Genomic DNA, 26,111 nt, shown 5'->3' on the forward strand with positions numbered 1-26,111 from the left:
CCAGGACACTAGCGCTTGGGGCCAAGTCCGGCTAAGGCGTCCGGCTAAGCCTCCCGGCCATAACCGATAGAGATTGGGAAATGCCCGATAACGTTCAGGAAGTCTTGCAGGCCTTTGCCCGGGGTGAGCTCGTGGTCGTCACCGACGACGAGGACCGCGAGGGCGAGGGCGATCTGATCGTCGCCGCCTCGCTCTGCACCGCCGAGAAGATGGCGTTCATCATCCGCCATACCTCCGGCATCGTCTGCGCGCCGGTGACCACCGAGGACGCGCGCCGCCTCCGGCTCGATCCGATGGTGGCCCACAACGATTCCGCGCACACCACCGCATTCACGGTCTCGATCGACTACAAGCCCGACGGCGGCACCGGCATCTCGGCCGAAGAGCGCGCCTCGTGCTGCCGCGCGCTGTCCAATCCCAATGTCGGCGCCAACGATTTTGCCCGCCCGGGCCACATCTTCCCGCTGATTGCCAAGGACGGCGGCGTGCTCTTGCGCTCCGGCCATACCGAGGCCGCGGTCGATCTGTGCAAGCTCTCCGGCCTGCCGCCGGTCGGTGTCATCAGCGAGCTGATGAACGACGACGGCAGCGTGATGAAGGGCGAGCAGGTTGCGCAGTTCGCCGCCAGGCACAAGCTCAAGCATGTCACCATCGCCGACATGATCGCCTACCGCCAGGTGCGCGAGAAGCTGATCGAGCGGGTCTCGACCTTCGTCACCGACAGCCCGATCGGGCCGCTTCAGGGCTATGCCTACCGCTCGCCGTTCGATTCCATCGCCCACGTCGCGTTCGTCTATAACGGCGTCGGCGACGGCAAGAACGTGCTGACGCGCTTCCACAAGCCCAACATTGTCAAGGACATCTTCACCGGCCACAAGCGCATGGCGGCGGTGCTCGAGCACTTCAAGAAGTCCGGCCGTGGCGTCTTGGTTTACCTGCGTGACGGCGCCGCCGGTGTCCCCGTTGCTCCGCTGCCCGATGAGAGCGCGAGCGAGGCGGACCGCAACCGCCAGTGGCGCGAGGTCGGTGTCGGCGCGCAGATCCTGCGCGACCTCGGCGTCACCTCGATCCGCCACCTCACCTCTTCGGTGCACGACTACAAGGGCCTGTCAGGCTTCGGCATCGAGATCGTCGCCAACGAGCAGCTTGAAAGCTAGCGCTGTCATTCCGGGGGCGCGCGTTGCGCATCCCCGGGGTTCACGCAGAGCCATCCATCTGCAACGCAATTGCACTTGTTGCCGCGGCGCTTTACTTTGTCGGGCAAATTTTGACGGAACCAGACGAAAGGACGTTTCATGAGCGTGCGCCCTCAGACCAAGGACAAGCCGGCTGCGGCTTCTTTCCAATGGGACGATCCGTTCCTGCTCGACGAGCAGCTTACCGAAGACGAGCGCATGGTGCGCGACACCGCGCGCGCCTATGCCCAGGACAAGCTGCTGCCGCGCGTCACCAAGGCGTATCTCGAGGAGAAGACCGACCGCGAGATCTTCAACGAGATGGGCGAGCTCGGCCTGATCGGCATTACGCTGCCTGAGGAATATGGCTGTGCCAATGCGAGCTACGTCGCCTACGGCCTCGTCGCGCGCGAGATCGAGCGGGTCGATTCCGGCTATCGCTCGATGAACTCGGTGCAGTCCTCGCTGGTGATGTACCCGATCTACGCCTATGGCGACGAGAACCAGCGCAAGAAGTACCTGCCGAAGCTCGCCAGCGGCGAATGGGTCGGCTGCTTCGGTCTCACCGAGCCCGACGCCGGCTCCGATCCGGCCGGCATGAAGACCCGCGCCGAGAAGGTCTCGGATGGCTATCGCCTGACCGGCAGCAAGATGTGGATCTCGAACGCGCCGATCGCCGACGTGTTCGTGGTCTGGGCCAAGTCGGCCGAGCACGACAACCAGATCCGCGGCTTCGTGCTGGAAAAGGGCATGAAGGGCCTCTCCGCGCCGAAGATCGGCGGCAAGCTGTCCCTGCGCGCCTCGATCACCGGTGAGGTCGTGATGGATGGCGTCGTGGTTCCCGAGGACGCGCTGCTGCCCAACGTGTCCGGCCTCAAGGGCCCGTTCGGCTGCCTCAACCGCGCCCGCTACGGTATCTCCTGGGGTGCGCTCGGCGCCGCCGAGGACTGTATGCACCGCGCCCGCCAGTACACGCTCGATCGCAAGCAGTTCGGCAAGCCGCTCGCCGCGACCCAGCTCGTGCAGAAGAAGCTGGCGGACATGGAAACCGAGATCGCGCTGGGCCTCCAGGGTTCGCTTCGCGTCGGCCGTCTGATGGACGAGGGCAAGTTTGCCCCCGAGATGATCTCGATCATGAAGCGCAACAATTGCGGCAAGGCCCTCGATATCGCCCGCGTCGCGCGAGACATGCACGGTGGCAACGGCATCTCGGCCGAGTACCACGTGATGCGCCACGTCCATAACCTCGAGACCGTCAACACGTACGAGGGGACTCACGACGTCCACGCCCTGATCCTGGGACGTGCGATCACGGGCATCCAGGCGTTTTTCTAGTCGCAGCGTTCTTCGGCCGCGGCTAGTTTGCTCCGCTGTCATCGCCCGCCCTGTGCGCAATTGCGCACTAGAGCGGGCGATCCAGTATCCCAGAGACCTCGCCTTCGCCTCAGGCGCCGCGGCGTACTGGATACCCGCTTTCGCGGGGTATGACGGTGAGGGTTGGGGCTGCAGTGCACAGGAAGTCCCATGTCCGACAACGACGACATCCCGTTCAACCGCAACTTTCCGCTCAAAGCCGGTGTCGTCGAGGAAGTCCGTCCCGGCGTGCGGCGCGTGCTCTGTAACAATCCGAGCCCGTTCACCTTCACCGGCACGGTCAGCTACATCGTAGGCCAAGGCAACGTCGCGATCATCGATCCCGGCCCGGACGATGAGGCGCATGCGGCGGCGCTGCTCGATGCCGTGCGCGGCGAGACGGTGAGCCATATCTTCGTCACCCACACCCATCGCGACCATTCGCCGAACACGGCACGGATCAAGCAGGCGACCGGCGCGCCTGTCTATGCCGAGGGCCCGCACCGTGCCTCGCGACCGCGCTTCGAGAGCGAGAAGCACAATCCGGAGTCCGGCGCCGACCGCGATTTCGCGCCCGATATCAGGATCGCCCATGGCGACGTCGTCGAAGGCGACGGCTGGCGTCTGGAGGCCGTGGCGACGCCCGGCCACACCGCCAATCATCTCGCCTTCGCCTGGCCCGAACGGAAATTCAACTTCGTCGGCGATCACGTGATGGGCTGGTCGACCTCGATCGTGGCGCCGCCCGACGGCTCGATGATCGACTACATGGAGTCGCTCGACCGCCTCGCCGGGCGCGAGGAGGATCTGTATTTCTCAGGCCACGGCCCGGAGATCCCGGACGGCCAGCGCTTCGTGCGCTTCCTGATCCGCCACCGCAAGGCGCGCGAGGCCTCGATCCTGCATCGCCTAGCCAAGGGCGAGGCCGATATCCCGACCATGGTGCGCGCGATCTATATCGGTATCGATCCCAGGCTGACGACGGCCGCCGGCTATTCGGTCCTGGCGCATCTGGAAGATCTGGTCGCGCGCGGCGTGGTGACGACGGACGGCGATCCCGTGATCGGTGGAACGTATCGAATGGCTTAGGGGCGAATGGCGAATAGGGAGCAGCGAATAGGTGCTTTCCACTCGCTATTTGCTACTCCCCATTCGCCGATCTCATTTCTTCACCGTCTTCGCCGGTGCCTTCGGCGGCGCGACCGGCGTCTTCTTCACCGGTTTCAGCGCGTCGGCGTCGGCGGCGGTGTTGAGATCGTCGATGAATTTTTTGACGCGCGCGGCGTTGCTGCCGAGATCACTGTCGAAATAGCGCGACGCCGAGCGGATATCGACGCGGGAATCGTCACCGTCGGGCACGACCCGGATCGAGATGTCCTCGCGGAACCCCATGATCGGCGTCCGTGCCACCGCCTCGATGCGACCGATACGGCGCGGCGGCTGCGGCTCGCGCTCGTCGATGACGAGCCATTTGCGCTTGATGACGAGCTGGCGCGCGATCGCATAGGCCCGATCGACGGGGATCTCCAGCTCGATCGGCTCGATGTCCGGGTAGAACTGGCGCTGCTGCTCGGCCGAATAGAGGCCGGCATAGACCGCGGTGTTGGTGCCATCGCCGGTGCGCAGATGCGCGAGCGCGTCGAAGCGCGGCGGGTCGATCGGGTTGGTCGTGATGTCGTAGATCGGGGGCAGCTTGCGGTATTGCAGGGCGAGATAAGCGGGATAAGCGAGGATCGCGCCGTTGATGAGGAAGGCGAGCAGGATGCGCCCCATGCCGCGCGAGCCGTTCTGCCAGATCGCGGCAAAGCCCGCGAGCCCAAACAGGATCGAGAGGCCGGCGATCGCGAGCCCGCCGAAGAACGTCATCAGCGCCGGCCTCATCTCCAGGAAGTCGAAGCGGACGATGATGATCGAGACCACCACCGCCACCACCGCGAACACGGCCAGATTGCGCGCCCAACTCGCGAGGCTGGACACGGGCTCCGACTGATAGGGAGCGGAAAACCTGCGGGCCATAGGGTGAAGCTCTGCCGGGGGTTTGGGCGATGTCGGCCGATTTGGCGCGACGATGGGCCGTTGAGACCACGGCCCGGAGGCAAATTCAAGGGTTCCGCATGCGCCCAGACCGTCATGCCCGGGCATAGCCGTCCGAAGGACGGCGTCGCTTCCGCTCGCCTATGCCCGGGCATCCACGTTCTCCGTGCCGCGGGGCAAGGCGTGGATGGCCGGGACAAGCCCGGCCATGACGTTGTGGGGCTTCAATGCGTCGAGCGCTCACGCCCTCCAGGGGAGGGTGGTACCGAGGGTTACGCCGCCGCGTTCGGGAAACGGTAATCCTTGAACTGGTCGCGTAGTGCGGTCTTCAGGATCTTGCCGGTCGCGGTGTGCGGAATGCCTTCGACGAAGGCGACGTCGTCAGGCATCCACCATTTGGCGATCTTGCCGTCCATGAACTTCAGGATGTCCTCGCGGCTGGCCTGCTGGCCCTGCTTGAGCTGCACGATCAGCAGCGGCCGCTCGTCCCATTTGGGATGATAGATGCCGATCACGGCGGCCTCCGCCACGGCGGGATGGCCGACCGCGAGGTTTTCGAGGTCGATCGAGGAGATCCACTCGCCGCCGGACTTGATCACGTCCTTGGAGCGGTCGGTGATCCGCATGTAGCCGGCCTCGTCGATGGTCGCGACGTCACCGGTGTCGAAGAAGCCCTCCTCGTCGAGGATGTTGCTGTCGACGCGGTAATAGGCCTTGGCGACGGCGGGGCCGGAGACCTTGAGACGGCCGAAGGTCTTGCCGTCCCAGGGCAGCTCCTTGCCGGCATCGTCGGTGATCTTCATCTCCACCGCAAAGGGCGCATAGCCCTGCATCTGCAGCACGTCGAGCCGCGCCTCACCGGTCGCATTCTGGAACGGCGGCTTCAGCGCCGCGACGCTGCCGATCGGGCTCATCTCGGTCATGCCCCAGGCGTGGCGCACGTTCGAGCCCATGTCGAGGAAGGCCTTGATCATCGAGCGCGGCATCGCCGAGCCGCCGCAGATCACCATCTTCAGAGCCGGCAGCTTCAGATTGTTGGCGGCCATGTGCTGCAGCAGCATCAGCCACACCGTGGGCACGCCCGCCGTGTGCGTCACCTTCTCGGTCGAGAGCAGCTCGTAGACGGAGGCGCCGTCGAGCTTGGCGCCGGGCATGACCAGCTTGGTGCCTTGCGAGGGGGCCGAGAAGGCGATGCCCCAGCTATTGGCATGGAACAGCGGCACCACCGGCAGCATTGTCTCGGACGCGCTGGTGCCGAGCGCATCGACATTGTTTGCCATCAGCGCGTGCAGCACGTTGGAGCGATGCGAATACAGAACACCCTTCGGATCGCCCGTGGTGCCGGATGTGTAGCACATCGCGGCGGCCGTGTTCTCGTCAAAGTCCTTCCATTCGAATTTGCCGTCGGCCTCCGCGATCCAGTCCTCGTAGGCGACCACATTCTTCAGCGTGGTCTCAGGCAAATGCGCCTTGTCGGTGAGCACGACGTAGCGTTCGACGCTTGGCAGCTTGTCGGCGATCTTCTCCAGGACCGGAACGAAGGTGAGGTCGGTCATCACGATGCGGTCCTGCGCATGGTTGATGATCCAGGCGATCTGCTCGGGGAAAAGGCGGGGATTGACGGTATGGCAGATGGCGCCGATCCCCATGATGCCGTACCAGACCTCGAGATGGCGCCAGGTGTTCCAGGCGATCGTTGCGACCCGGTCACCGAGCTTGATGCCGTCTCGCTCCAGCACCTGCGAGACCTTGAGCGCCCGCTTGTGGATTTCGCCGTAGGTGGTGCGATGGATCGGTCCCTCGACCGATCGCGTAACGACCTCCTGCTTGCCATGAATCTTGGCGGCGTGTTCGATGATCCGGTGGCAGAGCAGGGGCCAATCTTGCATCAAACCAAGCATTCAGACATTCCTCCGAGGTGGGCTGGACTTTTTATAGCTCTCAGCGCTGGGCCAAAGAATTGTCATGAGTTTTAGCCTGCCGGACTTTCGCCGCAAATGGTCTTGTCGCGGCTATATGTCCGCAGGCGCGGCAATGGTTACCGCTGCGCTCGGGCTGTCGCTTGTGCTGGCGGAGCGGGCAGAAGCACGAAAATATGCTGCGCCGCTGGATATCTTTGGCCTCGGGACACCACGGCCACGTACGAAGGTGCACTCCGCCAGGATACCGCTACCAAAGCCCCGTCCGGAGGAGGCCCCCCAAGCAACGGACGAGGCCGCGCCGGAGGCAGAGGGGAAGCCTTCCGCAGACAAGCCGAGCGCGACCAAGCCCGCCGAGGCCGCGCCGCCGCCCGAGAAGCAACTCTCGGCCTGCCGGCTCGCCTTGACCGAGGAGATCGCAGTCGCGCCGTCCATTCCCGATATTCGCGGCCCCGGCGCCTGCGGCGGCGAGGATCTGGTGCGCCTGGAGGCGATCGTGCTGCCGGACAAGCGCAAGGTGGCGGTCAAGCCGGCGGCGATCCTCCGCTGCACCATGGCGTCCGCGATCGCCGATTGGGTGCGCAAGGACATGGTGCCGCTGGCGGCGAGCCTCGGCTCGACCATCAGCGATCTCGACAATTTCGACAGCTTCGAATGCCGAGGCCGTAACCGCGTCGCCGGCGCGATGCTGTCCGAACACGGCAAGGCCAACGCGCTCGACGTCCGCGCCATCAAGCTCGCCAACGGGCGGTCGATCGGCCTGACCGACCGCGGCATGCCGCGCGATGTGCGCGAGCGCGTGCTGCATTCAGTCTGCGCGCGCTTTTCCACCGTGCTCGGTCCGGGCTCGGACTGGTATCACGAGGACCACATCCATCTCGACCTGGCGCAACGGCGCAACGACTACCGGATTTGTCAGTGGAACGTCTGGGATCCCCTGCCGCAGGTCGCCCCGTTGCTGCCGGCGGGACGGCCCGAGGAGGCGCCGCCGCGCGAGGTCGCGGCCAGGCCTGAGGCCAAGGATGGAGCCAAGGACGGAGCTGATGACGAGCCGGCGCAGAAATCCCCTGCGCCGGCGGACAAGTCGGCCGCCGATGGCACCAAAGCCGAGCCGCACAAGCCGGCAACAAAAAAGCGCCGGTAAAACCGGCGCTTTTGAATGTCCGAGAGCAGGAAGCGATCAGTAGCTGCCCGCCTGGCCCGTCTGGCTGCCGCCGAGCGCGAGGCGCGAATTGTAGGGCGAGTCGCCATGCTTCGGCTCGAGCACCACGACGATGGTGCCGACCTTGACGCGGCCATAGAGGTCGATGGCATCCTCGTTGGTCAGGCGGATGCAGCCCGACGAGATCGAGGCGCCGATATATTCCGGCTGGTTGGTGCCGTGAATGCGGAACAGCGTGTCCTTGCCGCCGGAGTAGAGATACATCGCGCGGGAGCCCATCGGATTGTCCGGACCCGGTGCAACGTAGGTCGGCACGCCCAGTCGCGAAATCTCGCCCGGGGTTGGATGCCAGGCCGGCCACTCGGTCATGCTGCCAACCTTGGCAATGCCCGACCATGCCATGGCTTCTTCGCCGACGGTAATGCCGTAGCGGATCGCCTTGCCGCCATCCATCACCCAGTAGAGGTAATGGTTGTCGGAATCGACCACGATCGAGCCCGGCGATTCCTTGCGGTGGTAATCGACGATGGCGCGGCGGAACGGCTCGGCGACCGGGGTGTTCTCGTACCGGACCTTGGCGAGGAGTTCCTTGTCCTTCGGCTTGAAGGCCTTGGTGTCGGTCGCTTCAAAATGTGTGGCCTGCATGCAGCCCGACAGCATCAGGCCAGCGGCCAAAATACCCAGCATAACTTTCAGCGACGACATGATTTGGTTCCAATCGACAACAACTAGCTTTCGCGGGGCTTGAGACGCGCCCAAACCACGACTCCGTTGGGCCCTATTATCGTTGAAATCTGCCACAATTCCAGCGTTTCGGACCTTTTCCCGCGCTGCAAGAGCCGAGCTGTGGCTTTTTTGCCGCAAGTTTTGCGCTCCTGTGCTGGTTTTTAGGTAAAGCACGCCCGACTGTCGATTCCGTGCCACGGTTGGGCCACGGCGCCGCCACAAATGCAAACGCTCCGTTAATGTGCTTGTCATCATGAACTTGTCAGAATCGCGCTAAGGGCTGTCAGTCTGTCGCAGGCCCCTGCTGGAGTTGTGCATGTTTTCTGTGTTCGTTCCCACCGACTCCTCCCTCAAGAAAGCGGTTGTCGAAGACCTCGCGGCGGTTCCAGAGCATGCGGTGTGGATCGACCTGGTCAACCCGACCGCGGCTGAGGACAAGGCGGTGGAGCGGCTCTCCGGTATTGCGATCCCGACCCGGGAGGACATGCAGGAGATCGAGATCTCCAGCCGCCTCTATATCGAGAACAGCGCCCGCTACATGACGGCAACGCTGATGTGCCAGTCCGACACCGACATGCCCCGGACCACGGCTGTGACCTTCATTCTCGGCGACCATCGCCTGGTGACGGTGCGCTACGACCAGCCCAAGCCGTTTGCGCTGGTCGAGGCCAAGCTGGCCCGTTCCTGCACGCCCGCGATCACCGGCGAGATGGTGCTGATGGAACTGCTGGACGCCGTGATCGACCGCTGCGCCGACATCCTGGAGCGCTGCGGCGCGGAGATCGACCAGGTCTCGCACGACATCTTCGAGCCCGAGAGCGAGCGCCACGGCCACGCCAAGCAATATTCCCAGATCCTGATCTCGATCGGCCGCAAGGGCGACCTGACCTCGAAGGTTCGCGAAAGCCTGGTGTCGATCGGCCGCGTCGTCACCTTCCTCTCCGCGGTGGTGGAGGGCGTGAAATGGTCGAAGGACATGCGCGAGCAGCTCAAGACCATGCAGCGCGACGTCGCCTCGCTGACCGACCACGCCTCTTATCTCTCCAGCAAGATCACCTTCGTGCTCGACGCCATGCTCGGCGTCGTCAATCTCGAGCAGAACAACATCATCAAGCTGTTTTCGGTCATGGCCGTTGTCCTGATGCCGCCGACGCTGATCGCCTCGATCTACGGCATGAATTTCAAGGCGATGCCGGAACTCGAATGGGTCCACGGCTATCCGATGGCGCTGGTGATGATGCTCGCCGCCGCGATCGTCCCGTACTGGCTCTTCAAGTGGAAGAAGTGGCTTTGATACCTACCGAGACCTTACGCTGTTCAACGAGACACGATGGTTGGTGTCGCAGAATAGAGCGGGATTGAGGCCGCGCCGTGATGTGTGCCCGCCGCCCCAATTCCTCCGGTAAAATTTGAGCAGTGGGCTGAACGTTTGCGCGAAACTTGTCTGCGATAAGCAGCATGTTAGCCGCGAGGAACAGCCATGGTTGAAAAACACATAACGTCGCCCCGCAACGTCATCGATCTGGCGAATTACCGTCAGGTCCTGGCGAGCGGCAAGGCGTCGTCGATGTCGGCGCGCATGTGCCGGCACTGTGGTGCTCCGCTGCTCGACGGTGAGAACGACGACGACTGCTCGACTGCGTTCAGCACGGCCGCTCCGCGGCTGCGCGATCGGTCGCGTCGGATTCGAGTCGATTGAGGAACGGAAGGGTAAAGGCGATCCAGGTCCTGCGGCGGCGTTGTCTGGATCGCCTTGCTTCCCGCGCTTCGAGCGGGAAAATCATCTAGCGCTTCACGATCTGGGCCGTCGAGACGACGGTCTCGGCGATAGCACCGTCGCGACTGAAGGGAGCGAGATGCTGCCCGACATCGCGCAGCATCGCGTCGGCATTTTCGCCAAGCGCTTCCGGCGATGACGACGAGTAGGTGAGGGTGCGTTTCGCCAGGTCGTGCAGGCCGACCAGATGGCTGGTCTCGATTGAGACGAGTTCAGCGGGCTGAAACGAACTGCCGCGAAAGAATGCTGGGAGGTCGCGGTGAGTCCGCGTGCCCCGACCGGCCTCCTCCCACAGCTTGGCCGGTGACCATCGGCGGCGCGCTTCATTGTAGCCGTCAAGCCACGGGTTGCGGCCGTCGGTGGCCGAGAATGAGGCGCAGATGGCAATTGCGCCGTCGTGCGCGACGAGCCGGTCGAGCAGTGCAAGCGTCAGGTCGCGATCCATCCAATGCAGGGCGCGCCCGATCGTCACGACATCGAAGCTGCCGATGTCGGGAGCCAGCGTTTCGGCCTTGCCTTCGATCAGCGTGATATTCCGCCCTGCGCCCGCTGCGGCGCGTCGCGCCGCCTCGATCATCTCGGGCTCGGGATCGACGCCGACAACGCGGCCGACATAGGGGCCGAAGCCGAGCGCCAAGAGTCCGGGTCCGGTGCCGAGGTCTATCAGGCTGCTCTGTTTGGTGAGACCAAGCTTGTGCGCGACGCTGCGAAAGAATTCGCTCGGGTAGGGCGGCCGCAAATGCTCGTAGAGTGACGCAGTGCTCGCGAACCGGCCCATGCTTCGCCTGCCTGGCCTTTACACGTGCTGGCCGCCGTTGATGTGGATCTCGGCGCCGTTGACGTAAGAGCTGGTGTCCGTGCACAGCACGTAGATGATCTTGGCGACCTCGTCGGGCGTGCCGAGCCGGTGCATCGGGATCTGCTGGTCGACGATCTTCTCGGTGCCCGGCGACAGGATCGAGGTGTCGATCTCGCCCGGCGCGATCGCGTTGACGCGGACGCCGACGCGGCCGAAATCGGAGGCCATTTCGCGCGTCAGGGATGCAAGCGCAGCTTTCGATGTGGCATAGGCGGCGCCCGCAAAGGGATGCACGCGCGAGCCCGCGATCGAGGTGACGTTCACGACCGAGCCCCTGGCCGCCTTCAACTCCTCGATCAATCCCCGCGCGATCATGATCGGCGCAAAGAAATTGACGTGGAAGACGTGCGTCCAGGTGTCGAGGTCGGTGTCGACCGAGCCAAGCCGCGAGCCACCCGGCCCCTTCGGCGAGATCGCGGCGTTGTTGACGAGCGCATGCAGCATGCCGCCTTCGAGCCGGTTGCGGATGTCGGTGATCGCGCGCGCGGTGTCCAGGGGGTTGCCGAGGTCGACCTGGATGTGATCCTCGGGGCCGGCGTCCCACGGACAGTCCTCGGGGAAGGGATGCCGCGAGCAGGTGATGACGCGCCAGCCCGCCGACGAGAAGCGGATCACTGTGGCGTGGCCGATGCCGCGGCTCGCTCCGGTCAGGAGCAGCGTGCGGCGCGGCGCATTGGACGAATGCGGCATGGACATCTTTCAGGTCGGCCTAAGCTCAGGGATACATCCGCGTCTTGGACCATGGCTGGCCGGCCGCGTCACGGCGAAATTCGATACGGTCGTGCAGGCGGAACGGGCGGTCGTGCCAGAACTCGATACGCGAGGGCGTGATGCGCCAGCCGCTCCAGCCCGGCGGCCGCGGCACCTCGCCGATGATGTGCTTGGCCGCGACTTTGGCGATGGCTTGTTCGAAGGCGAAGCGGCTTTCCAGCGCCTCGGACTGCTTGCTCGCCCAGGCGCCGATCTGCGCCTGCTTGGGACGGGTGGCGAAGTAAGCGTCGGCCTCGGCGTCGGTCACCGGCGTCACGTTGCCGCGGATGCGGACCTGACGGCGCAGTGACTTCCAGTGAAAAAGTAACGCCGCCTTAGGATTTGCGGCGAGTTCGCGGCCCTTCTGGCTCGCGATGTGGCTGTAGAAGACGAAACCGTCGGCATCGAAGCCCTTCATCAGCACCATGCGGACGTCTGGCAGCCCGTCGGGGTCGACGGTTGCGAGCGCCATGGCGTTCGGATCGTTCGGCTCAGTCTTGATCGCCTCGTTCAGCCAGGCCTCGAACAGCGCAAATGGCTCGTCGGCGGCGGTGAAATCACCGGATGTTAAGGGTGTCTGGTGTTTCATCGAGGTCGTGTCGGTCATGTCCGGAGTCCGAATTGCGTCCAGCGGCCCAAAACGCGTTGTTGTCCGCTACCGCCCTATATAGGGCATGGGGACGCGTTGGCCTATCGGCGATCCGGCCGTCCGGCTTTGTCATGACAATGATTCTGATCGGGCTCGGCTCCGGCGGCTGCAGCTTTTCCCGCAACGACACCAGCGCCTACGCCAAGGCCGACGACAGTGACCTGACCGGCTCGATCGCGCGGGCGGCAAAGGACGCCCCGCCGACCGACACCGATCTTGCCTTCGCCCGTAACGCCGCCTCCGACGTGCTGAGCAAGGGCGACAAGGATTCCAGCCAGCACTGGGAGAATCCGGAAACCGGTGCGCGTGGTTCGGTGACGCCGATCGCGCAGTCCTACGCTGCCGAGGACGGCCGCAAGTGCCGGGACTTCCTGGCGAGCTACGTCAATGGCAGCACCGAAAGCTGGCTCCAGGGCGCCGGCTGCCAAAGCAGCCGTGGCCGTTGGGAGATTCATACGCTAAAGCCGTGGCGGAGCTAGGAATCGGCTCTGCGGCTAGTTGCAAAAATGCCACTCGCCTCCCACATGACGAGCAGATGGGGCGGGGAGCCCTTTGAACAATTCGATTTCTTGAAGGAGACGTGACGGATGCGCGACCCCTATGAGGTCTTGGGGGTGCCGCGGAGCGCCAACGCTGCCGCGATCAAGAGCGCCTATCGCAAGCTTGCCAAGAAGCACCATCCCGACAGCAACAAGGATGACCCCAAGGCCGCCGAGCGCTTCTCCGAGATCAATTCGGCGAACGAGATCATCGGCGACGAGGACAAGCGCAAGCAGTTCGACCGCGGCGAGATCGACGCCGACGGCAAGCCGCGCTTCCAGGGTTTTCCGGGCGGCGGCGGGCCGCGCGGCCGTGCGGGTCCCGGCGGGTTCGAAAGCTATACGTTCCGCAGCGGCGGCGCGGGCCCTGGTCAGGGCGGCGGCGCGTTCGAGGACATCCTCAACAGCATGTTCGGCGGGACGCGTGGTGCGCGGCCCGGGGCCGGCGGCGCCGGGCAGTTCGAATTCGACACCGGAGGGATCGGCCTCGATCTCGACGTCAATGTCGCGATGAGCGTCTCGCTGGAAGAATCGGTCAAGGGTGGCGAGAAGCGCGTCCGGTTGCCGACGGGCAAGGAGCTCAACGTCAAGATTCCGGCCGGCGTCACCGAGGGCCAGCAGATCCGGTTGCGAGGGCAGGGCGAGAGCGCCCAGGGCCATCCGCCGGGCGATCTCCTGATCACGATCAACATCGCGCCGCACCCGTTCTTCAAGATCGAGGGTGCCGACCTCAGGATCGACCTGCCGGTCACGCTCTACGAGGCGGTGCTCGGCGGCAAGGTCCGCGTGCCGACCCTCGGCAATGCCGTGGAACTGTCGGTCCCGAAAAACACCTCCAGCGGCCGGACCTTCCGCCTCAAGGGCAAGGGATTGCCAAAAACTGGCGGAACCGGGGATCTCTTCGTCACCATCAGGATTATGCTACCGGACGGGAACGACGCCGAGCTTGAGGCATTGATGGAGAAGTGGCGGGACCAACACCCCTACAATCCACGTAGCGGGCTTGGCTAAAGCATGATCCGGACCCGGAGGGCCGCGTGAGAGCGAGGCGTTCATGCGGCGTTCAGCCGTTTTCCGAAAAGATCATGCGCAAAGAAAATTGCTAAAGCGCGAGCCATCGCGCTTTAGGGCGAGATCGCAACTGAAGGGGGGTCTCCCAAAGGACCAGAGCATCTCTCAACAGATGATGCTCGTCATATGCCTGAGGCGTGAGAGCGCCTCTCGGCTCATGTGGTTCGACGTGTCGGCTGTCCGGCGGGGCAGTCGATAATAGGTGCGGCCTCGAGAGGGGGACCAGCGCGGTACCAAAAACCCCAATCGAGGCCGCCCGCGTCGATCGGCGGATCGAACGCTACTCATTTTCTCGTGAGCATCCGGTGCGATAATGAGACGCACCCATGTCTTGATTCCAAATTTTCAATGTCGGAATCGAGGCACCGCCTTCAAGCGGTTGCTCAGGTACCGTTTTTCTCGGCCTGGTCGTAGACCGCCTGCGCGACCTTGGTCAGGCGATCGCGATCGCTGCCGCCGCTGACGACGTAGCCGACGCCGCGCTCGGCCCAGAACAGTGCGCCGTCCTTGTCGGCTTTGGCGTAGCGCATCTGAGTCGCGCCGGTCTCGGTCTTGGCGGTGTAGATCGTGTACCGCTCGCCCGAGGCGCCCTCATACATCAGGAACGACGCCGGACCGTTCGGCCCCGGCAAGAGCCGGCCGCCGACGAGCTTCAGCCCGCTCGCCTCCAGGTTCGGCGCGAACACGGTCCAGCCGCAACGCCTGGTCAGCCAGGCTTGGAGATGGTCGCGCTCGTTGCCGCCGACCTCGACGGGGTGGCGAACCTCGACGACATAGAGGCGGTGGGCGTCGAGCGCGTCCGCTGTAAAGCTCTGGAAGGTCGAGGGGGCGTTGGCCGCGCCATGCGCCACCCAACCGGCGGTGCCGCCGGCCACGAAGGCGACCAGCACAGCCGCCGCGGCGCCATAGAGCCATTGCCGGGGACGGCGCTCCAGCCGCTCGAGCTCCAGCCGGGCCGGCACCGGCTCCTGGACGACAGAGTCGTAACGCGCGTGAAGCATCTCGGCCATGGCGCGCCAGGACTGCACGCGTCCGGCATCGTCAGGGTGTGCGGCAAGCCAGGCCTCGACGTCGGCGCGGCGCTCGGCCGGCAGCTCGCCGTCGACATAGGCGTGCAGCTCGTCTTCGGTAATGGGAATATTATGGTCGTTCATATCGATCGTCTCTGGCTCTGCGGCCCAAAATGTCTTTCGCAGTTCAACTGCGCTGCTTCCCGCGCCATGCAGGCGAAGCGACCTGCGCGATGCATCAACACTGCCATCACTTCACCCGCTTGAGCGCCGGGCGCTCACCTTCCAGCGAGGCTTTAACGTGGGCTCTCGCTCGCGCCAGGCGCGACATCACGGTGCCGATCGGCACGCCCTGGATGTCGGCGACCTCGCGGTAGCTCATGCCCTCCAGCATCACCAGCAGAAGCACCGAGCGCTGCTCCTCGACCAGCGTCGCCAGCGCCTTCTCGATGTCGCGCCCTTCGGCCTCGGTCCCGCTGGCATCCGGATTGTTCTCCGTCAGCTGCGTGAATTGCGGGCGCCTTGCCAGCGAGCGCCGCCGGTTCTTGTTGAGGTTGGTTAGGATCGTATAGAGCCAGCTCCTGACATCGCCTCCGAGGAACAGGCGCTCCGAACGCAGCGCCCGCACCAGCGTATCCTGCACCAGGTCGTCGGCCGCATCCGCATCGCGCGTGAGCGCGCGGGCGTAGCGGCGCAACGCCGGGATCATGGCTTCCACACTCTGGCGAAACGCACTCATGCCGTCTTGACGTCCTGCTGTCCGGCGCGAGCGCCTCAATCATCATAACACCCGAACGGAACGGCTATTCCGGCGCTTGAAACAGCGTTAACGCCGCGTATTAGGACTGTACCGCGAAGGAGGGCTGGTGTACCTCCAGACCTCAACGAGAGCTCGACGGGACGTTAGCAAATGGCGCAGAATTCAGGTCTGATGCAGGGCAAGCGCGGGGTCATCCTCGGCCTTGCCAACAACCGCTCGATCGCCTGGGGCATCGCCAAGGCATGCCACGCAGCCGGCGCCGAGCTCGCCTTCACCTATCAGGGCGATGCGCTCAAGAAGCGCGTCGAGCCGCTCGCTGCCGAGATCGGCGGCCTCGTGCTCGGCCATTGCGACGTCACCGATGCCGCGACCATCGACGCCGCCTTCGCAGTGCTGAAGGAGAAGTGGGGCAAGATCGACTTCCTGGTGCATGCGATCGCCTATGGCGAGCAGCTCGACGGCCGCTACGTCGACACCACGCCGGAGAATTTCTCCAAGTCGATGCTGATCTCCTGCTACTCGTTCACGGCCGTGGCGCAGCGCGCCGAGAAGCTGATGAGCGATGGCGGCTCGCTCATCACGCTCAGCTATTACGGCGCCGAGAAGTGGATGCCGCACTACAACGTGATGGGCGTGGCGAAAGCCGCGCTGGAGGCCAGCGTGCGCTATCTCGCCGCCGATCTCGGCGAGAAGAACATCCGCGTCAACGCGATCTCGGCCGGCCCGATCAAGACGCTCGCGGCATCCGGCATCGGCGACTTCCGCTATATCCTGAAGTGGAACGAGAACAACGCGCCGATGCGGCGCAACGTCTCGATCGAAGACGTCGGCGGCAGCGCGCTGTATTTCCTCTCCGACCTCGCGCGCGGCGTCACCGGCGAGGTGCATCACGTCGATTCCGGCTATCACGTGCTCGGCATGAAGCGCCCGGACGCGCCGGACATCTCGTTCGGCGGCAAGGACTAGCTTATAAATCTGGAATGCCGGTGCCCACGATCTATTACCTTCGCCACGGTGAGACCGAGTGGAATGCGCTCGGGAGGCTTCAGGGCACCAAGGACGTTCCGCTGAACGCGCGTGGACGCGGTCAGGCCGTGCAGGCCGGCGGCGTGCTGGCGGATCTCTTCAAGCGCGACGGCAAGGACAAGGCGGCGTTACCCTACGTGTCGAGCCCGCTCGGGCGTGCACGCCAGACCATGGAACTCGCGCGCGGCAAGCTCGAACTGCCGCCGGCGGACTACGCGCTCGACGATCGCCTGCGCGAGATCGGCTACGGCAGCTGGGAAGGGCTGACGCTGGCCGAGAGCGAGGCGGCCGATCCGGACGTCTATGCCAGGCGCCTCGCCGACAAATGGACGGTCGGCCCCGCGGACGGGGAGACCTACGCCGATGTGCAGGTCCGCGTGCGGGCCTGGTACAACGAGCTCCGGACCGACACCGTCGCCGTCGCCCACGGCGGGACTTGCCGGGCCCTGATGGTTTCGCTCGGCCTTGAGACGCCGGCCAGCGCCGCCGAGCTCTATATCGAGCAGGGCGCCGTCTACGTCTTCCGCGACGGGCGGCTTGAGAAGTTTAGTTAGGTCGGTTCGCCGTCATCCACGGTGGCTATGGGTTTGACCCCCGGCCCCCCGCGCGTTACCACACGCCCGAACCGACCCAGCGAGCAGCGATGTCCTTCAACACCTTCGGCCACATGTTCCGCGTCACCACCTTCGGCGAGAGCCATGGGGTGGCGATCGGCTGCGTGGTCGACGGCTGTCCGCCCATGATCCCGCTCACCGAGGCCGATATCCAGCAGGATCTCGACCGCCGTCGGCCCGGCCAATCGCGCTTCACCACCCAGCGCCAGGAGCCGGACCAGGTGAAAATCCTGTCCGGCGTGATGGCGCATCCGGAGACCGGCGTGCAGGTGACGACGGGCACCCCGATCGGGCTCCTGATCGAGAACACCGACCAGCGCTCGAAGGACTATTCCGAGATCAAGGACAAGTTTCGTCCCGGACATGCCGACTTCACCTATGAGGCCAAATACGGCCTGCGCGACTATCGTGGCGGCGGCCGCTCCTCGGCGCGCGAGACCGCGATGCGCGTTGCCGCCGGTGCGATCGCGCGAAAAGTGCTGCCCGACGTCAAGGTCCGCGGCGCGCTGGTGCAAATCGGCCCGCACAAGATCGACCGCGACAAATGGGACTGGGACGAGATTGCCAAAAATCCGTTCTTCTGTCCGGACAAGGACAAGGCCGCCTTCTTCGAGACCTATCTCGACGGCATCCGCAAGAGCGGCTCGTCGATCGGCGCGGTGATCGAGGTCGTCGCCGAAGGCGTGCCGGCAGGCTTAGGTGCCCCGATCTACGCAAAACTCGATTCTGATCTCGCGGGTGCGATGATGACCATCAACGCCGTGAAGGGCGTCGAGATCGGTGCCGGCTTTGGCGCGGCCGAGCTCACCGGCGAAGAGAACGCCGACGAGATGCGCACAGGCAATGATGGCACGCGCTTCCTCTCCAACCATGCCGGCGGCGTTCTGGGCGGCATCTCCACCGGACAGCCGGTGGTGGTCCGCTTCGCGGTGAAGCCGACCTCGTCGATCCTCCAGCCGCGCCTCACTGTCGATCGCAAGGGCGCCGACACCGAGATCATGACCAAGGGCCGCCACGACCCCTGTGTCGGCATCCGCGCCGTGCCCGTCGGCGAGGCCATGATGGCCTGCGTGCTCGCCGATCACTTCATTCGGGATCGCGGGCAGGTCGGCCGCTAGAGCATTCGTGTCGCGGTACTAGCCCACCGCGCAGCTTGACGTCCCCACAACTTCGTCCGCAAATGCGGTCATGCAAAACTCCGAGATCCAGCGCATCACCAACTGGCTGATCGACGGTGCGAGGTCGTCTGGGACCCCTTCCGAGATGATCGCCGAGGTCTGCGAGCATCTGGTCGCGGTCGGCCTGCCGCTGTCGCGGTTCGGTATCTTCATCCGAACGCTGCATCCGGAAATCTTCGGCCGCAATTTCATTTGGCGGGAAGGTCAGAAGGTCGAGATTGGTACTGTCGATTTCGAGATTCTGGACACGCCTGAATTCGCCAGGAGCCCGCTCCGGATCGTGTTCGAGGAGGGGCTGGAGGTCCGGGGACGGATGGACGACCCGGACAGCAAGCGGTTTCCGTTCCTCGACGACATGCGCGCCGAAGGCGTGACCGACTACCTCGCGATGCCGATGCACTATCTCGACGGCTCGATCCACGCGACGAGCTGGGTGACGCGGCAGCCCGGCGGCTTCAGCGACGACGACATCGCGGCGATCCGGACCCTTGCGGCACCGCTCGCGCGCGTCAGCGAGATCATCAGCCTGCGCCGCACCGCCGAGATGCTGCTCGACACCTATGTCGGCAACCGTGCCGGCGCGCGCATCCTCGGCGGCCAGATCCGACGCGGCCACAACGACACCATGCAGGCTGCGATCTGGCTCTCGGATCTGCGCGGTTTCACTGCGCTGTCGGACCGGCTGCCGGCCGAGACCGTGGTCGAGATCCTCAACCAGTATTTCGACTGCCAGGTCACCGCGATCCGGGGCCATGGCGGCGAGGTGCTGAAGTTCATGGGCGACGGCCTGCTCGCGGTGTTCCCGATCGACGAATATGTCGGCGATGCCGCCCATGTCTGCACCCGCGTGCTGGAGGCCGCGCGCGAATCCCGCGCCAGCGTCGAGGCGCTCGCTTTCCCGGTCGGCGACATCGTCGAGCGCTTCCGCTTCGGCGTCGCGCTGCACGTCGGCAACATCCTCTACGGCAATATCGGCGGCGGCAATCGCCTCGACTTCACCTGCATCGGCCCCGCCGTCAATCTCGCGGCAAGGCTTGAGAAGATCACGGGCAGGCTGGGGCGGACCGTCGTGGTCTCGGAAGTCTTCGCGAACGCCTGCCGCCATGACTGGCGCGAGCTCGGCGAATTTCCGATCGCAGGGTTTTCGAAGGCGCAACGCGTGTACGGGCTCGCCGAAGAGACGCCGGTGGTGATGGCCTGATGCGCGATGAGATGAAGATCATTCATCGTCGCAACATGAAGCCCTATTCCTCGGGCTCCGTCGTGAACAGCAGCGGATAGCCCTTGGCGCGGCCGGCGTCGGTGGCGCGGGTGGCCTTGGTTTCGGCGACGTCCCTGGTGAACACGGCGACCACGCAGGCGCCCAGCTTGTGCGCGGTGATCATGACCTTGTAGGCCTGATCCTCGGTCATGCGGAACTCGGCCTTGAGGATCATCGTGACGAATTCGCGTGGCGTGAAGTCGTCGTTGATCAGGATGACCTTGTGCAGCTTGGGCCGCTCGACCTTGGTCTTCGTCCTGGTTTTAGGCTTGGTAACGGTGTCGTTCATTCCGCCTCCCGGAAACGGCGGGCTCGGTTCAGCCGCGGTGCTCAGTGTGCGGTCCTCTCACCATATTGCAGGACCTGCACCTTCTCCAAGGTGATCAGGCCGCTCGACATCATGCCATCCAGGATGGGCAGGAATGCGTTGATGCTGTCCTCGCTGTCGACGATCTCGATCAGCAGCGGCAGGTCTTCCGACAGCCGCAGGATCTTCGAGGTGTGCAGCCGGCTCGACTTGCCAAACCCCATCGGGCCGCGCAGCACGGTGGCGCCCGCGAGATGCCGCTCGCGCGCCGTCATCACGATCGCTTCGTAAAGCGGCTTGCCGCCGAAATGGTCGCTCTCGCCGATGAAGATCCGGAGCGAAACAGCCTGATTGGGGATTTGCATGGTCAGCTCCTCGTCAAGCGGTTGTAGCGGCTTGCCATCATATGGCCGAGCCACACGGACACCAGCCAGCAGATGACGGATGCCGCGATATAGGCGAGTGCCGTGTATTTCATGCCGCCGTGGAACAGGCGGAAGGTCTCCAGGCTGAAGGCCGAGAAGGTGGTGTAGCCGCCGCAAAACCCGGTCATGACGAACTGCCGGTGCTCGGGCCGCGCCAGCACGCGGCCGTCGGGGCCGGTCAGCGTTGCGTAGAAGCCGATGATGAGCGATCCCGTGGCATTGATGAACAGCGTCGCGACGGGGAAGCCCGGGCCGGTGTCGAGCACGAGGGAGACGAAATAGCGCGCGAGGCCGCCAAGGACGCTGCCGAAGGAAACCCAGGCATAGAGCATCGCGCTGCGCCAGCGGTCGGTGGAGGAGGGAACGGTCATCCGCCTCTAGCCTCCAAGACCGTCAGCGATGACAAAGCCGCAACTGACGGCGGCAAGGCAAAGCCCGACCGAGAGCGCGACATTGCCGAGCGCATGCATCGGCTCGCCGTTGCGCGCGAGTGTCAGCGTCTGCAGGCTGAACGAGGACACCGTGGTGTAGCAGCCGAGGAACCCGGTCACCGCGAACAGCCATGGATTGGGCGCGGCGAAGATCGAGCCGGGATGGGTTGCCAGCGCGCCGAAAATGCCGATCAGGAAGGCGCCGGTGATGTTGATGGTCATGGTGCCCCAGGGAAAGGTCTCGCCCAGCCGCCGCGCGATCGCGCCCGAGACGAAATAGCGCGCGCAGCCGCCGAGAACGCTGCCGACCACGATTGCGATCACTCCGCTCAACACGACGAACGCTCCTCCATCATCATTTGTCCTCCGCTGCCAGACCATTGCCGACGGCGAGCAGCCCTGCGAGCGCGACCAGCGCGAAGCCGAGCCCGGCCAAAAACGTGCCCGCAGGACCGTAGGCATCCCACAGCGCGCCGGCGATCACGCTTGCGGCTAGCAAGGCCAGTCCGGTGAACAGGTTGAAATAGCCGAATGCGGTGCCGCGCAGGCTCGGCGGCGCGGCGTCGGCGACGAGGGCCGACAGCAGGCCTTGGGTCAATCCCATGTGCAGCCCCCACAGCACGACGCCGAGCGCGAGGCCCGCGAGGCTAGGCAGCAGCGCGAGCGCGAGATCGGCGCCGGCGAGGAAGACGAGGCCGAGCGCGAGCAGGCCGGTCCGGTTGATCCGGTCCGACAGCACGCCGGCCGGATAGGCCGACAGGGCATAGACCACGTTCATCAGCACCAGCACCGCCGGCACCCACATCGCCGAGAGACCGATGTTCTGCGCGCGCAGGATCAAAAAGGCCTCGCTGAAGCGCGCGAGCGTGAACACCACGCCGACCGCGACGACGCGCCAGTACACGGATCCGAGCTGCCGCATGGCGGAGGTGTTCAGCGGATTCTTCGTAGTCTCCCGGCTTGGGTCCGGCTCCGGCTCGCTCACCGCGAATGCGATCAGGCCGAAAGACAGGAAGGCCGGCAGCACCGCTACCCAGAAGACGAGGGCAAAATTATCTGCCGTCCACCACATCAGGCCGATCGCCACGAGCGGTCCGACGAATGCGCCGATGGTGTCGAGCGACTGCCGCAGGCCGAAGCTCGCGCCGCGCAGACCCGCAGGTGCAATGTCGGCGATCAGCGCATCGCGCGGTGCGCCGCGAATACCCTTGCCGACGCGGTCGATGAAGCGCGCGGCAATCAGCCAACCGACGCTGGGGGCAAGCGGGAACAGCGGTTTTGTCAGCGCGGCTAGGCCGTAGCCGAGCGCCGCGAGGAGCTTGCGCCGGCCGAGCCAGTCGGACAATGCGCCGGAGAAGATCTTCGTGATCGAGGCGGTCGCCTCCGCAATGCCCTCGATGAAGCCGACCGTGAGCGTGGAGGCCCCGAGCACGGTGACGAGATAGACCGGCAGCAGCGCGTGGATCATCTCGGAGGAGACGTCCATCAGCATCGAGACGAAGCCGAGCACCCAGATCCCCCTGGGCAGCCCCGCACGCGCAGCATTCGGTGTCGTCGTCGTCACGCCCTGACCTTCGCCTTCAGGCAACAAAAAACCCGCCATCGGCGGGTTTGTCCATGCTCCCGCCAAAGGCCGAGGCTTTGAGATTGCCCCTCCTCGAGCAGGAGTCATCAGCCCACTACGGTCACAGGCCGACGGGCGGTTGTCGGGGGACTCCATCCCCATCTGTACATCCAACCTAGCATGGAAATCGCACCGGACAAGTGGGCGGGGAAGGTCTGTCTTCGGCTCGATGCTGCTGGACGCTCCGGAATGTTGGCGTGAGCGATCGCGCATGTCCCCGTGGCGCAAGCGCGGCAACACGGCGGCAGCTTTGCGTGACGTGCGCATTCCCAACTCGCGAATTCCTAACCGGAATGTGAAGCGCAAGCGATCTTCGGACTTTGCGGCAAGGCGATTGCATGTCACCATCGCGTCATACGACGGGAGACTGCGATGCGCATGCTGTTCTCGATCGGGGCTGTGCTGGTGGCCGGCGTACTCGCCGGAGGGGATGTCGCGGGCATCGCGGCACCAGGGCCCAAATTTGAACCGAGCAAGAGTTCGCCACAACGGCTAGCGGCCGATCGGGACGCGCAGACGGTCGATGTCGAGCTGGTCCTCGCGGTCGACGTCTCCTACTCCATGGACATGGACGAACTCGCGATCCAGCGCGAAGGCTATGCGCAGGCGATCCAGTCGAAGGAATTCCTCCAGGCGCTGAAGCTCGGGCCGAATGGCCGGATCGCGGTGACTTACTTCGAATGGGCCGCTTCCAGCGACCAGAAGATCATCATCCCGTGGCGGCTGGTGGACGGACCGGAGACGGCGGACGCGGTCGCCGCCGAGATCTTGAAGACGCCGATCCGGCGCGCCTCGCGCACCTCGATCTCCGGGGCGATCACGTTCGCGATGCCGTTGTTCGACGAGGATCCCTATCGCGGCTTGCGCCGCGTGATCGACATTTCCGGTGACGGCCCGAACAACAATGGCGGCCCGGTGACGGCCGCGCGCGACGCCGCGCTCGAGAAGGGCATCGTCATCAACGGCCTGCCGATCATGGTCAAGGAGCCGTCCTATTCGACCATGGATATCGACAATCTCGACTACTACTACGAGGACTGCGTTATCGGCGGTCCCGGCTCCTTCGTCATCACGATCAAGGATCGCGACAAGTTCAAGGAAGCGATCCGCACCAAGCTCCTGATGGAGGTCGCGGGCCGCATGCCGGAGCGCCCCGTGAGGCGCGTTGCCGACAAGGAGCCACGGGTCAGCTGCTTGATCGGCGAGAAAATCTGGTCGGACCGCTGGGGGCGCTGATCCGCACCACCCCGAATGAGACCTTTTGCCCTGTCCCGCCCGCGGTCGAATTTAACCACGCGTTAACTGCTGCGTGGCCCTAATCGGCCTGCTTCCCGTTGTTTCCGGATAAAGTTCTGACTTCGCCGTCCGGCGCGCGAACAGAAGCGGGTCTGTCAGACAAATCCGCCGAGCAATCCAATGGCCATCGTCACATCGAGCACCAGCCAGATTTCGCCCGCCAACGAGCGGGTGTATCACCAGAGCAGTCTGGTGGGTGACTGGAAGGGCAATTGGGCAGGCAACAACCAGGCCGTCGGCTTCAAGGTCGTGAACATCCGCGGGGCCAGGGCCCAAATCGAGTACACCCATAACGGGCACACCGAGCGCGGTATCGGCGAGGTCAATGGTGCAACGATAAGCTACGGCAACGTCACGGTCGGCACCAAGGACGGCAAGAACCTAGTGCTCCTGTTCTCCTCGGGCGTTGGCAAGCAGAGCGCGACTTTGCAGAAACAGGCGGCGCCGGGTTCCGACAGCATCCTCATGGGAAGCTGGGGCGGCTATTCCGCCGACATCGGCAAGAGTGCGAGCTTTCGCGTGCTGGCCATCAACGGCAAGGAGGCGACGGTCAGCGTCACCACCGACGGTATCACCCGCCAGGGCACCGGCTACGTCTACAGGAACGTCATCATGTTCGGGCAGTCGCAGATATCGACCGACAACGGACAAAACGGCAAGATCATCTATCAGGTCGGCTCCAAATCCTTCACCGTGCCGGTGACGAAATATCCGCCTGCGGATTCGTCGTCCTCGGTGGACAGGACGGCCTGAACGCCAGCCTCCCTGGGCGGCCGGCGGCCCCCCTCACCATTTCGGCGCCCGCTTCTCCACGAACGCCCTCAATCCCTCCTGCGCTTCGTCCGACGTCGCGACATTGCAGAAATCGTCTACTGCACTTGCGATGCTGCGCCGGTAGTCGAGATCAATCTGGCGCATGAAGGCGGCGCGGCCCATCCGCAGCACGGCGGCCGACTTGCCGGCGAATTGCGCCGCGAGCTTGATCACCTCGGTGTCGAGCTCCGCATCGGCGACGACGCGGTTGACCACGCCGAGTTCCCGCGCCTCCGCGGCGGTGAAGACGCGGCCGGTGAACAGCAGCTCGAAAGCGCGGTGGCGTCCGACGATGCGCGGCAGGTGTGCGTAGTGGATCGCGGGAATGACGCCGACGTCGATCTCGGGATAGCCGAACGTCGCGCTCTCGGCCGCCAGCACCACGTCGCAGGACACCGCCATGGTCATGCCGCCGCCGCGCGCCGCACCACCGACCGCGGCGATCGACGGTTTTCCGAGCCCGTACTGGGCGTCGTAAAGGTCGATATAGAGCGACTGGAGGAATTCGCGGATCTCGGCGCCGGATTTGCCAAGCAGGATGTCGAGGTCGAGGCCGGCCGAAAAGCGCTTGGCGATCGCGCTCGCCAGCACGACAACGCGAGCTTCCGGATCGTTCGCTGCGCGACGCAGGGCCGCGACCACCGCACGGATGACCTCGAGGCTCAGTGCATTGACGGGCGGGCGGCGCAGCGTGATGCGGGCGATGTTGCCTGCGCGTTCGTAGGCGACGGGATTGTCAGATGTCACCGGGTTCTCCATGCTTTCGGGAAACGTGCGGCATCGATCGAGGTGGTGGCCCGGTTATTTCGCGGCGAGCGGCGGCGGCGGGACGCTGTCGTTCGGTGCTTCCGCCTTGTCCGGGCGACAGCTTACGGTGCGGCTTGGGCCGTGCAAGACCTCCAGCGCGCATGCTAGACTGCGTGCAGGAGATTGCTTGCCGGATGGAGGGACCAATGACCGACGAACACCCGATGATGGCCGGCTCCGCCACCGTCTTCGTCGTGTCCGACATCACAGCCAGCCTCGCTTATTACCGCGACGTGCTCGGCTTCGAGGTCACCTTCGAATACGGTCAGCCTCCGTCCTACGCCTGCCTCTGCCGTGACGAGGTCGGCCTGCATCTGCTTGCGGCGGCGGTAACGAAGCGGTTGCCCGGGCACGGCGGCATCTGCATCTTCGTCAGGGACGTCGATCAGATCTATGCCGAACTATCGGGACGCGGCGCCAGGCTGCTCAACCGGCCGGAGGACCGTGACTATCGCATGCGCGATTTCGACGTCGTCGACGCCGACGGCAATCAGCTCACGTTCGGTATGGGAACGGACGACGCGGCCTGACATCGCCGGCCGCGC

Annotated in this window: 29 protein-coding genes and 1 riboswitch; of the genes, 15 read left to right on the forward strand and 14 right to left on the reverse strand. The window is 64.8% G+C overall.

All coding sequences use genetic code 11. From position 1 onward, the window contains the following. Positions 1 to 80 precede the first annotated feature (80 nt). The 3 genes from ribB (at position 81) to AC0L3X_RS06370 (ending at position 3,617) form a co-directional block, all read left to right on the forward strand. Complete coding sequence (gene ribB / locus AC0L3X_RS06360) at positions 81 to 1,157, forward strand: 3,4-dihydroxy-2-butanone-4-phosphate synthase (protein ID WP_063984938.1); 1,077 nt, start codon at positions 81 to 83, stop codon at positions 1,155 to 1,157. Positions 1,158 to 1,295: 138 nt separating this feature from the next. Further along, positions 1,296 to 2,510: an acyl-CoA dehydrogenase gene (locus AC0L3X_RS06365; RefSeq protein ID WP_028148218.1), complete on the forward strand. Its 1,215-nt coding sequence runs from the start codon at positions 1,296 to 1,298 to the stop codon at positions 2,508 to 2,510. A gap of 189 nt (positions 2,511 to 2,699) precedes the next feature. Beyond that, positions 2,700 to 3,617: an MBL fold metallo-hydrolase gene (locus AC0L3X_RS06370; protein ID WP_063984937.1), complete on the forward strand. Its 918-nt coding sequence runs from the start codon at positions 2,700 to 2,702 to the stop codon at positions 3,615 to 3,617. 72 nt (positions 3,618 to 3,689) lie between these two features. Here AC0L3X_RS06370 and AC0L3X_RS06375 read toward each other — a convergent pair whose 3' ends face one another. Beyond that, positions 3,690 to 4,544, reverse strand: a complete 855-nt coding sequence (locus AC0L3X_RS06375) for a DUF1499 domain-containing protein (protein WP_063984936.1) — start codon at positions 4,542 to 4,544, stop codon at positions 3,690 to 3,692. A gap of 290 nt (positions 4,545 to 4,834) precedes the next feature. After that, positions 4,835 to 6,463, reverse strand: coding sequence for a fatty-acid--CoA ligase (locus AC0L3X_RS06380; protein WP_063984935.1), 1,629 nt, complete (start codon positions 6,461 to 6,463; stop codon positions 4,835 to 4,837). Between the two features lie 64 nt (positions 6,464 to 6,527). On the opposite strand from AC0L3X_RS06380, the gene AC0L3X_RS06385 reads away from it, so the two are divergent. Then, positions 6,528 to 7,625, forward strand: a complete 1,098-nt coding sequence (locus tag AC0L3X_RS06385) for an extensin family protein (protein ID WP_063984934.1) — start codon at positions 6,528 to 6,530, stop codon at positions 7,623 to 7,625. A 36-nt stretch (positions 7,626 to 7,661) separates the two neighbouring features. Here the strand turns inward: AC0L3X_RS06385 and AC0L3X_RS06390 are convergent, their stop codons facing one another. Next, positions 7,662 to 8,348 (reverse strand): L,D-transpeptidase, encoded by a 687-nt coding sequence (locus AC0L3X_RS06390; RefSeq protein ID WP_063984933.1) that lies wholly within the window; start codon positions 8,346 to 8,348, stop codon positions 7,662 to 7,664. 337 nt (positions 8,349 to 8,685) lie between these two features. On the opposite strand from AC0L3X_RS06390, the gene AC0L3X_RS06395 reads away from it, so the two are divergent. Then, positions 8,686 to 9,663 carry a magnesium transporter CorA family protein gene (locus AC0L3X_RS06395; protein WP_063984932.1) on the forward strand — a complete coding sequence of 326 codons (978 nt, stop codon included), beginning with the start codon at positions 8,686 to 8,688 and terminating at the stop codon, positions 9,661 to 9,663. A gap of 186 nt (positions 9,664 to 9,849) precedes the next feature. Then, on the forward strand, positions 9,850 to 10,068 hold the full coding sequence (locus AC0L3X_RS06400; protein ID WP_028148212.1) for a hypothetical protein: 219 nt from the start codon (positions 9,850 to 9,852) through the stop codon (positions 10,066 to 10,068). Between the two features lie 85 nt (positions 10,069 to 10,153). Here the strand turns inward: AC0L3X_RS06400 and AC0L3X_RS06405 are convergent, their stop codons facing one another. From AC0L3X_RS06405 to pdxH, 3 genes are read right to left on the reverse strand one after another with little or no spacing between them, the layout of a single operon-like run. Then, a complete protein-coding gene (locus AC0L3X_RS06405; protein WP_231144375.1) occupies positions 10,154 to 10,924 on the reverse strand; it encodes a class I SAM-dependent methyltransferase in 771 nt (256 codons plus the stop codon). A gap of 18 nt (positions 10,925 to 10,942) precedes the next feature. Then, on the reverse strand, positions 10,943 to 11,695 hold the full coding sequence (locus AC0L3X_RS06410) for an SDR family NAD(P)-dependent oxidoreductase (protein ID WP_063984930.1): 753 nt from the start codon (positions 11,693 to 11,695) through the stop codon (positions 10,943 to 10,945). Positions 11,696 to 11,720: 25 nt separating this feature from the next. Continuing rightward, positions 11,721 to 12,362: a pyridoxamine 5'-phosphate oxidase gene (gene pdxH / locus AC0L3X_RS06415; protein WP_063984929.1), complete on the reverse strand. Its 642-nt coding sequence runs from the start codon at positions 12,360 to 12,362 to the stop codon at positions 11,721 to 11,723. A 113-nt stretch (positions 12,363 to 12,475) separates the two neighbouring features. Here pdxH and AC0L3X_RS06420 point away from each other — a divergent pair, with 113 nt between their 5' ends. Both AC0L3X_RS06420 and AC0L3X_RS06425 read left to right on the forward strand, forming a co-directional pair. Further along, positions 12,476 to 12,883: an RT0821/Lpp0805 family surface protein gene (locus AC0L3X_RS06420; RefSeq protein ID WP_063984928.1), complete on the forward strand. Its 408-nt coding sequence runs from the start codon at positions 12,476 to 12,478 to the stop codon at positions 12,881 to 12,883. Positions 12,884 to 12,991: 108 nt separating this feature from the next. Beyond that, positions 12,992 to 13,954 carry a J domain-containing protein gene (locus AC0L3X_RS06425; protein ID WP_354131723.1) on the forward strand — a complete coding sequence of 321 codons (963 nt, stop codon included), beginning with the start codon at positions 12,992 to 12,994 and terminating at the stop codon, positions 13,952 to 13,954. A gap of 443 nt (positions 13,955 to 14,397) precedes the next feature. Here AC0L3X_RS06425 and AC0L3X_RS06430 read toward each other — a convergent pair whose 3' ends face one another. Beyond that, complete coding sequence (locus tag AC0L3X_RS06430; RefSeq protein WP_014497223.1) at positions 14,398 to 15,168, reverse strand: anti-sigma factor family protein; 771 nt, start codon at positions 15,166 to 15,168, stop codon at positions 14,398 to 14,400. Positions 15,169 to 15,274: 106 nt separating this feature from the next. After that, on the reverse strand, positions 15,275 to 15,763 hold the full coding sequence (locus tag AC0L3X_RS06435; RefSeq protein WP_014497222.1) for a sigma-70 family RNA polymerase sigma factor: 489 nt from the start codon (positions 15,761 to 15,763) through the stop codon (positions 15,275 to 15,277). A gap of 171 nt (positions 15,764 to 15,934) precedes the next feature. Here AC0L3X_RS06435 and fabI point away from each other — a divergent pair, with 171 nt between their 5' ends. From fabI to AC0L3X_RS06455, 4 genes are all read left to right on the forward strand, one after another. After that, complete coding sequence (gene fabI, locus AC0L3X_RS06440; RefSeq protein WP_063984926.1) at positions 15,935 to 16,750, forward strand: enoyl-ACP reductase FabI; 816 nt, start codon at positions 15,935 to 15,937, stop codon at positions 16,748 to 16,750. 14 nt (positions 16,751 to 16,764) lie between these two features. Next, complete coding sequence (locus AC0L3X_RS06445; protein ID WP_063984925.1) at positions 16,765 to 17,364, forward strand: histidine phosphatase family protein; 600 nt, start codon at positions 16,765 to 16,767, stop codon at positions 17,362 to 17,364. 89 nt (positions 17,365 to 17,453) lie between these two features. Further along, positions 17,454 to 18,542, forward strand: coding sequence for a chorismate synthase (gene aroC / locus AC0L3X_RS06450; protein WP_063984924.1), 1,089 nt, complete (start codon positions 17,454 to 17,456; stop codon positions 18,540 to 18,542). 70 nt (positions 18,543 to 18,612) lie between these two features. Beyond that, on the forward strand, positions 18,613 to 19,803 hold the full coding sequence (locus AC0L3X_RS06455; RefSeq protein WP_473316312.1) for an adenylate/guanylate cyclase domain-containing protein: 1,191 nt from the start codon (positions 18,613 to 18,615) through the stop codon (positions 19,801 to 19,803). A 43-nt stretch (positions 19,804 to 19,846) separates the two neighbouring features. On the opposite strand, the gene clpS is transcribed toward AC0L3X_RS06455, so the two are convergent. From clpS to AC0L3X_RS06480, 5 genes are read right to left on the reverse strand one after another with little or no spacing between them, the layout of a single operon-like run. Beyond that, positions 19,847 to 20,152 (reverse strand): ATP-dependent Clp protease adapter ClpS, encoded by a 306-nt coding sequence (gene clpS, locus AC0L3X_RS06460; protein WP_014497217.1) that lies wholly within the window; start codon positions 20,150 to 20,152, stop codon positions 19,847 to 19,849. A gap of 41 nt (positions 20,153 to 20,193) precedes the next feature. After that, positions 20,194 to 20,535, reverse strand: a complete 342-nt coding sequence (locus AC0L3X_RS06465; RefSeq protein WP_063984922.1) for a DUF190 domain-containing protein — start codon at positions 20,533 to 20,535, stop codon at positions 20,194 to 20,196. Between the two features lie 2 nt (positions 20,536 to 20,537). Then, a complete protein-coding gene (gene crcB, locus AC0L3X_RS06470; protein ID WP_212487035.1) occupies positions 20,538 to 20,966 on the reverse strand; it encodes a fluoride efflux transporter CrcB in 429 nt (142 codons plus the stop codon). A 6-nt stretch (positions 20,967 to 20,972) separates the two neighbouring features. Further along, a complete protein-coding gene (crcB, locus tag AC0L3X_RS06475) occupies positions 20,973 to 21,407 on the reverse strand; it encodes a fluoride efflux transporter CrcB (protein WP_063984920.1) in 435 nt (144 codons plus the stop codon). Beyond that, a complete protein-coding gene (locus tag AC0L3X_RS06480) occupies positions 21,382 to 22,629 on the reverse strand; it encodes an MFS transporter (RefSeq protein WP_231144376.1) in 1,248 nt (415 codons plus the stop codon). Before AC0L3X_RS06480 ends, crcB (AC0L3X_RS06475) begins: the two co-directional genes overlap by 26 nt. 52 nt (positions 22,630 to 22,681) lie before the next feature. Next, a riboswitch (Fluoride riboswitch) is annotated at positions 22,682 to 22,759 on the reverse strand. A 263-nt stretch (positions 22,760 to 23,022) separates the two neighbouring features. On the opposite strand from AC0L3X_RS06480, the gene AC0L3X_RS06485 reads away from it, so the two are divergent. Both AC0L3X_RS06485 and AC0L3X_RS06490 read left to right on the forward strand, forming a co-directional pair. Further along, entirely contained in the window at positions 23,023 to 23,886 is an 864-nt protein-coding gene (locus tag AC0L3X_RS06485; RefSeq protein ID WP_063984919.1) for a DUF1194 domain-containing protein, read from the forward strand. A gap of 180 nt (positions 23,887 to 24,066) precedes the next feature. Further along, on the forward strand, positions 24,067 to 24,699 hold the full coding sequence (locus AC0L3X_RS06490) for a hypothetical protein (protein WP_063984918.1): 633 nt from the start codon (positions 24,067 to 24,069) through the stop codon (positions 24,697 to 24,699). 33 nt (positions 24,700 to 24,732) lie between these two features. On the opposite strand, the gene AC0L3X_RS06495 is transcribed toward AC0L3X_RS06490, so the two are convergent. Next, a complete protein-coding gene (locus AC0L3X_RS06495; RefSeq protein ID WP_063986593.1) occupies positions 24,733 to 25,506 on the reverse strand; it encodes an enoyl-CoA hydratase/isomerase family protein in 774 nt (257 codons plus the stop codon). 206 nt (positions 25,507 to 25,712) lie between these two features. On the opposite strand from AC0L3X_RS06495, the gene AC0L3X_RS06500 reads away from it, so the two are divergent. Continuing rightward, entirely contained in the window at positions 25,713 to 26,096 is a 384-nt protein-coding gene (locus AC0L3X_RS06500; protein ID WP_063984917.1) for a bleomycin resistance protein, read from the forward strand. The last annotated feature ends 15 nt before the right edge of the window (positions 26,097 to 26,111 follow it).

It is taken from the genome of Bradyrhizobium sp. MI1.7, assembly GCF_055811795.1.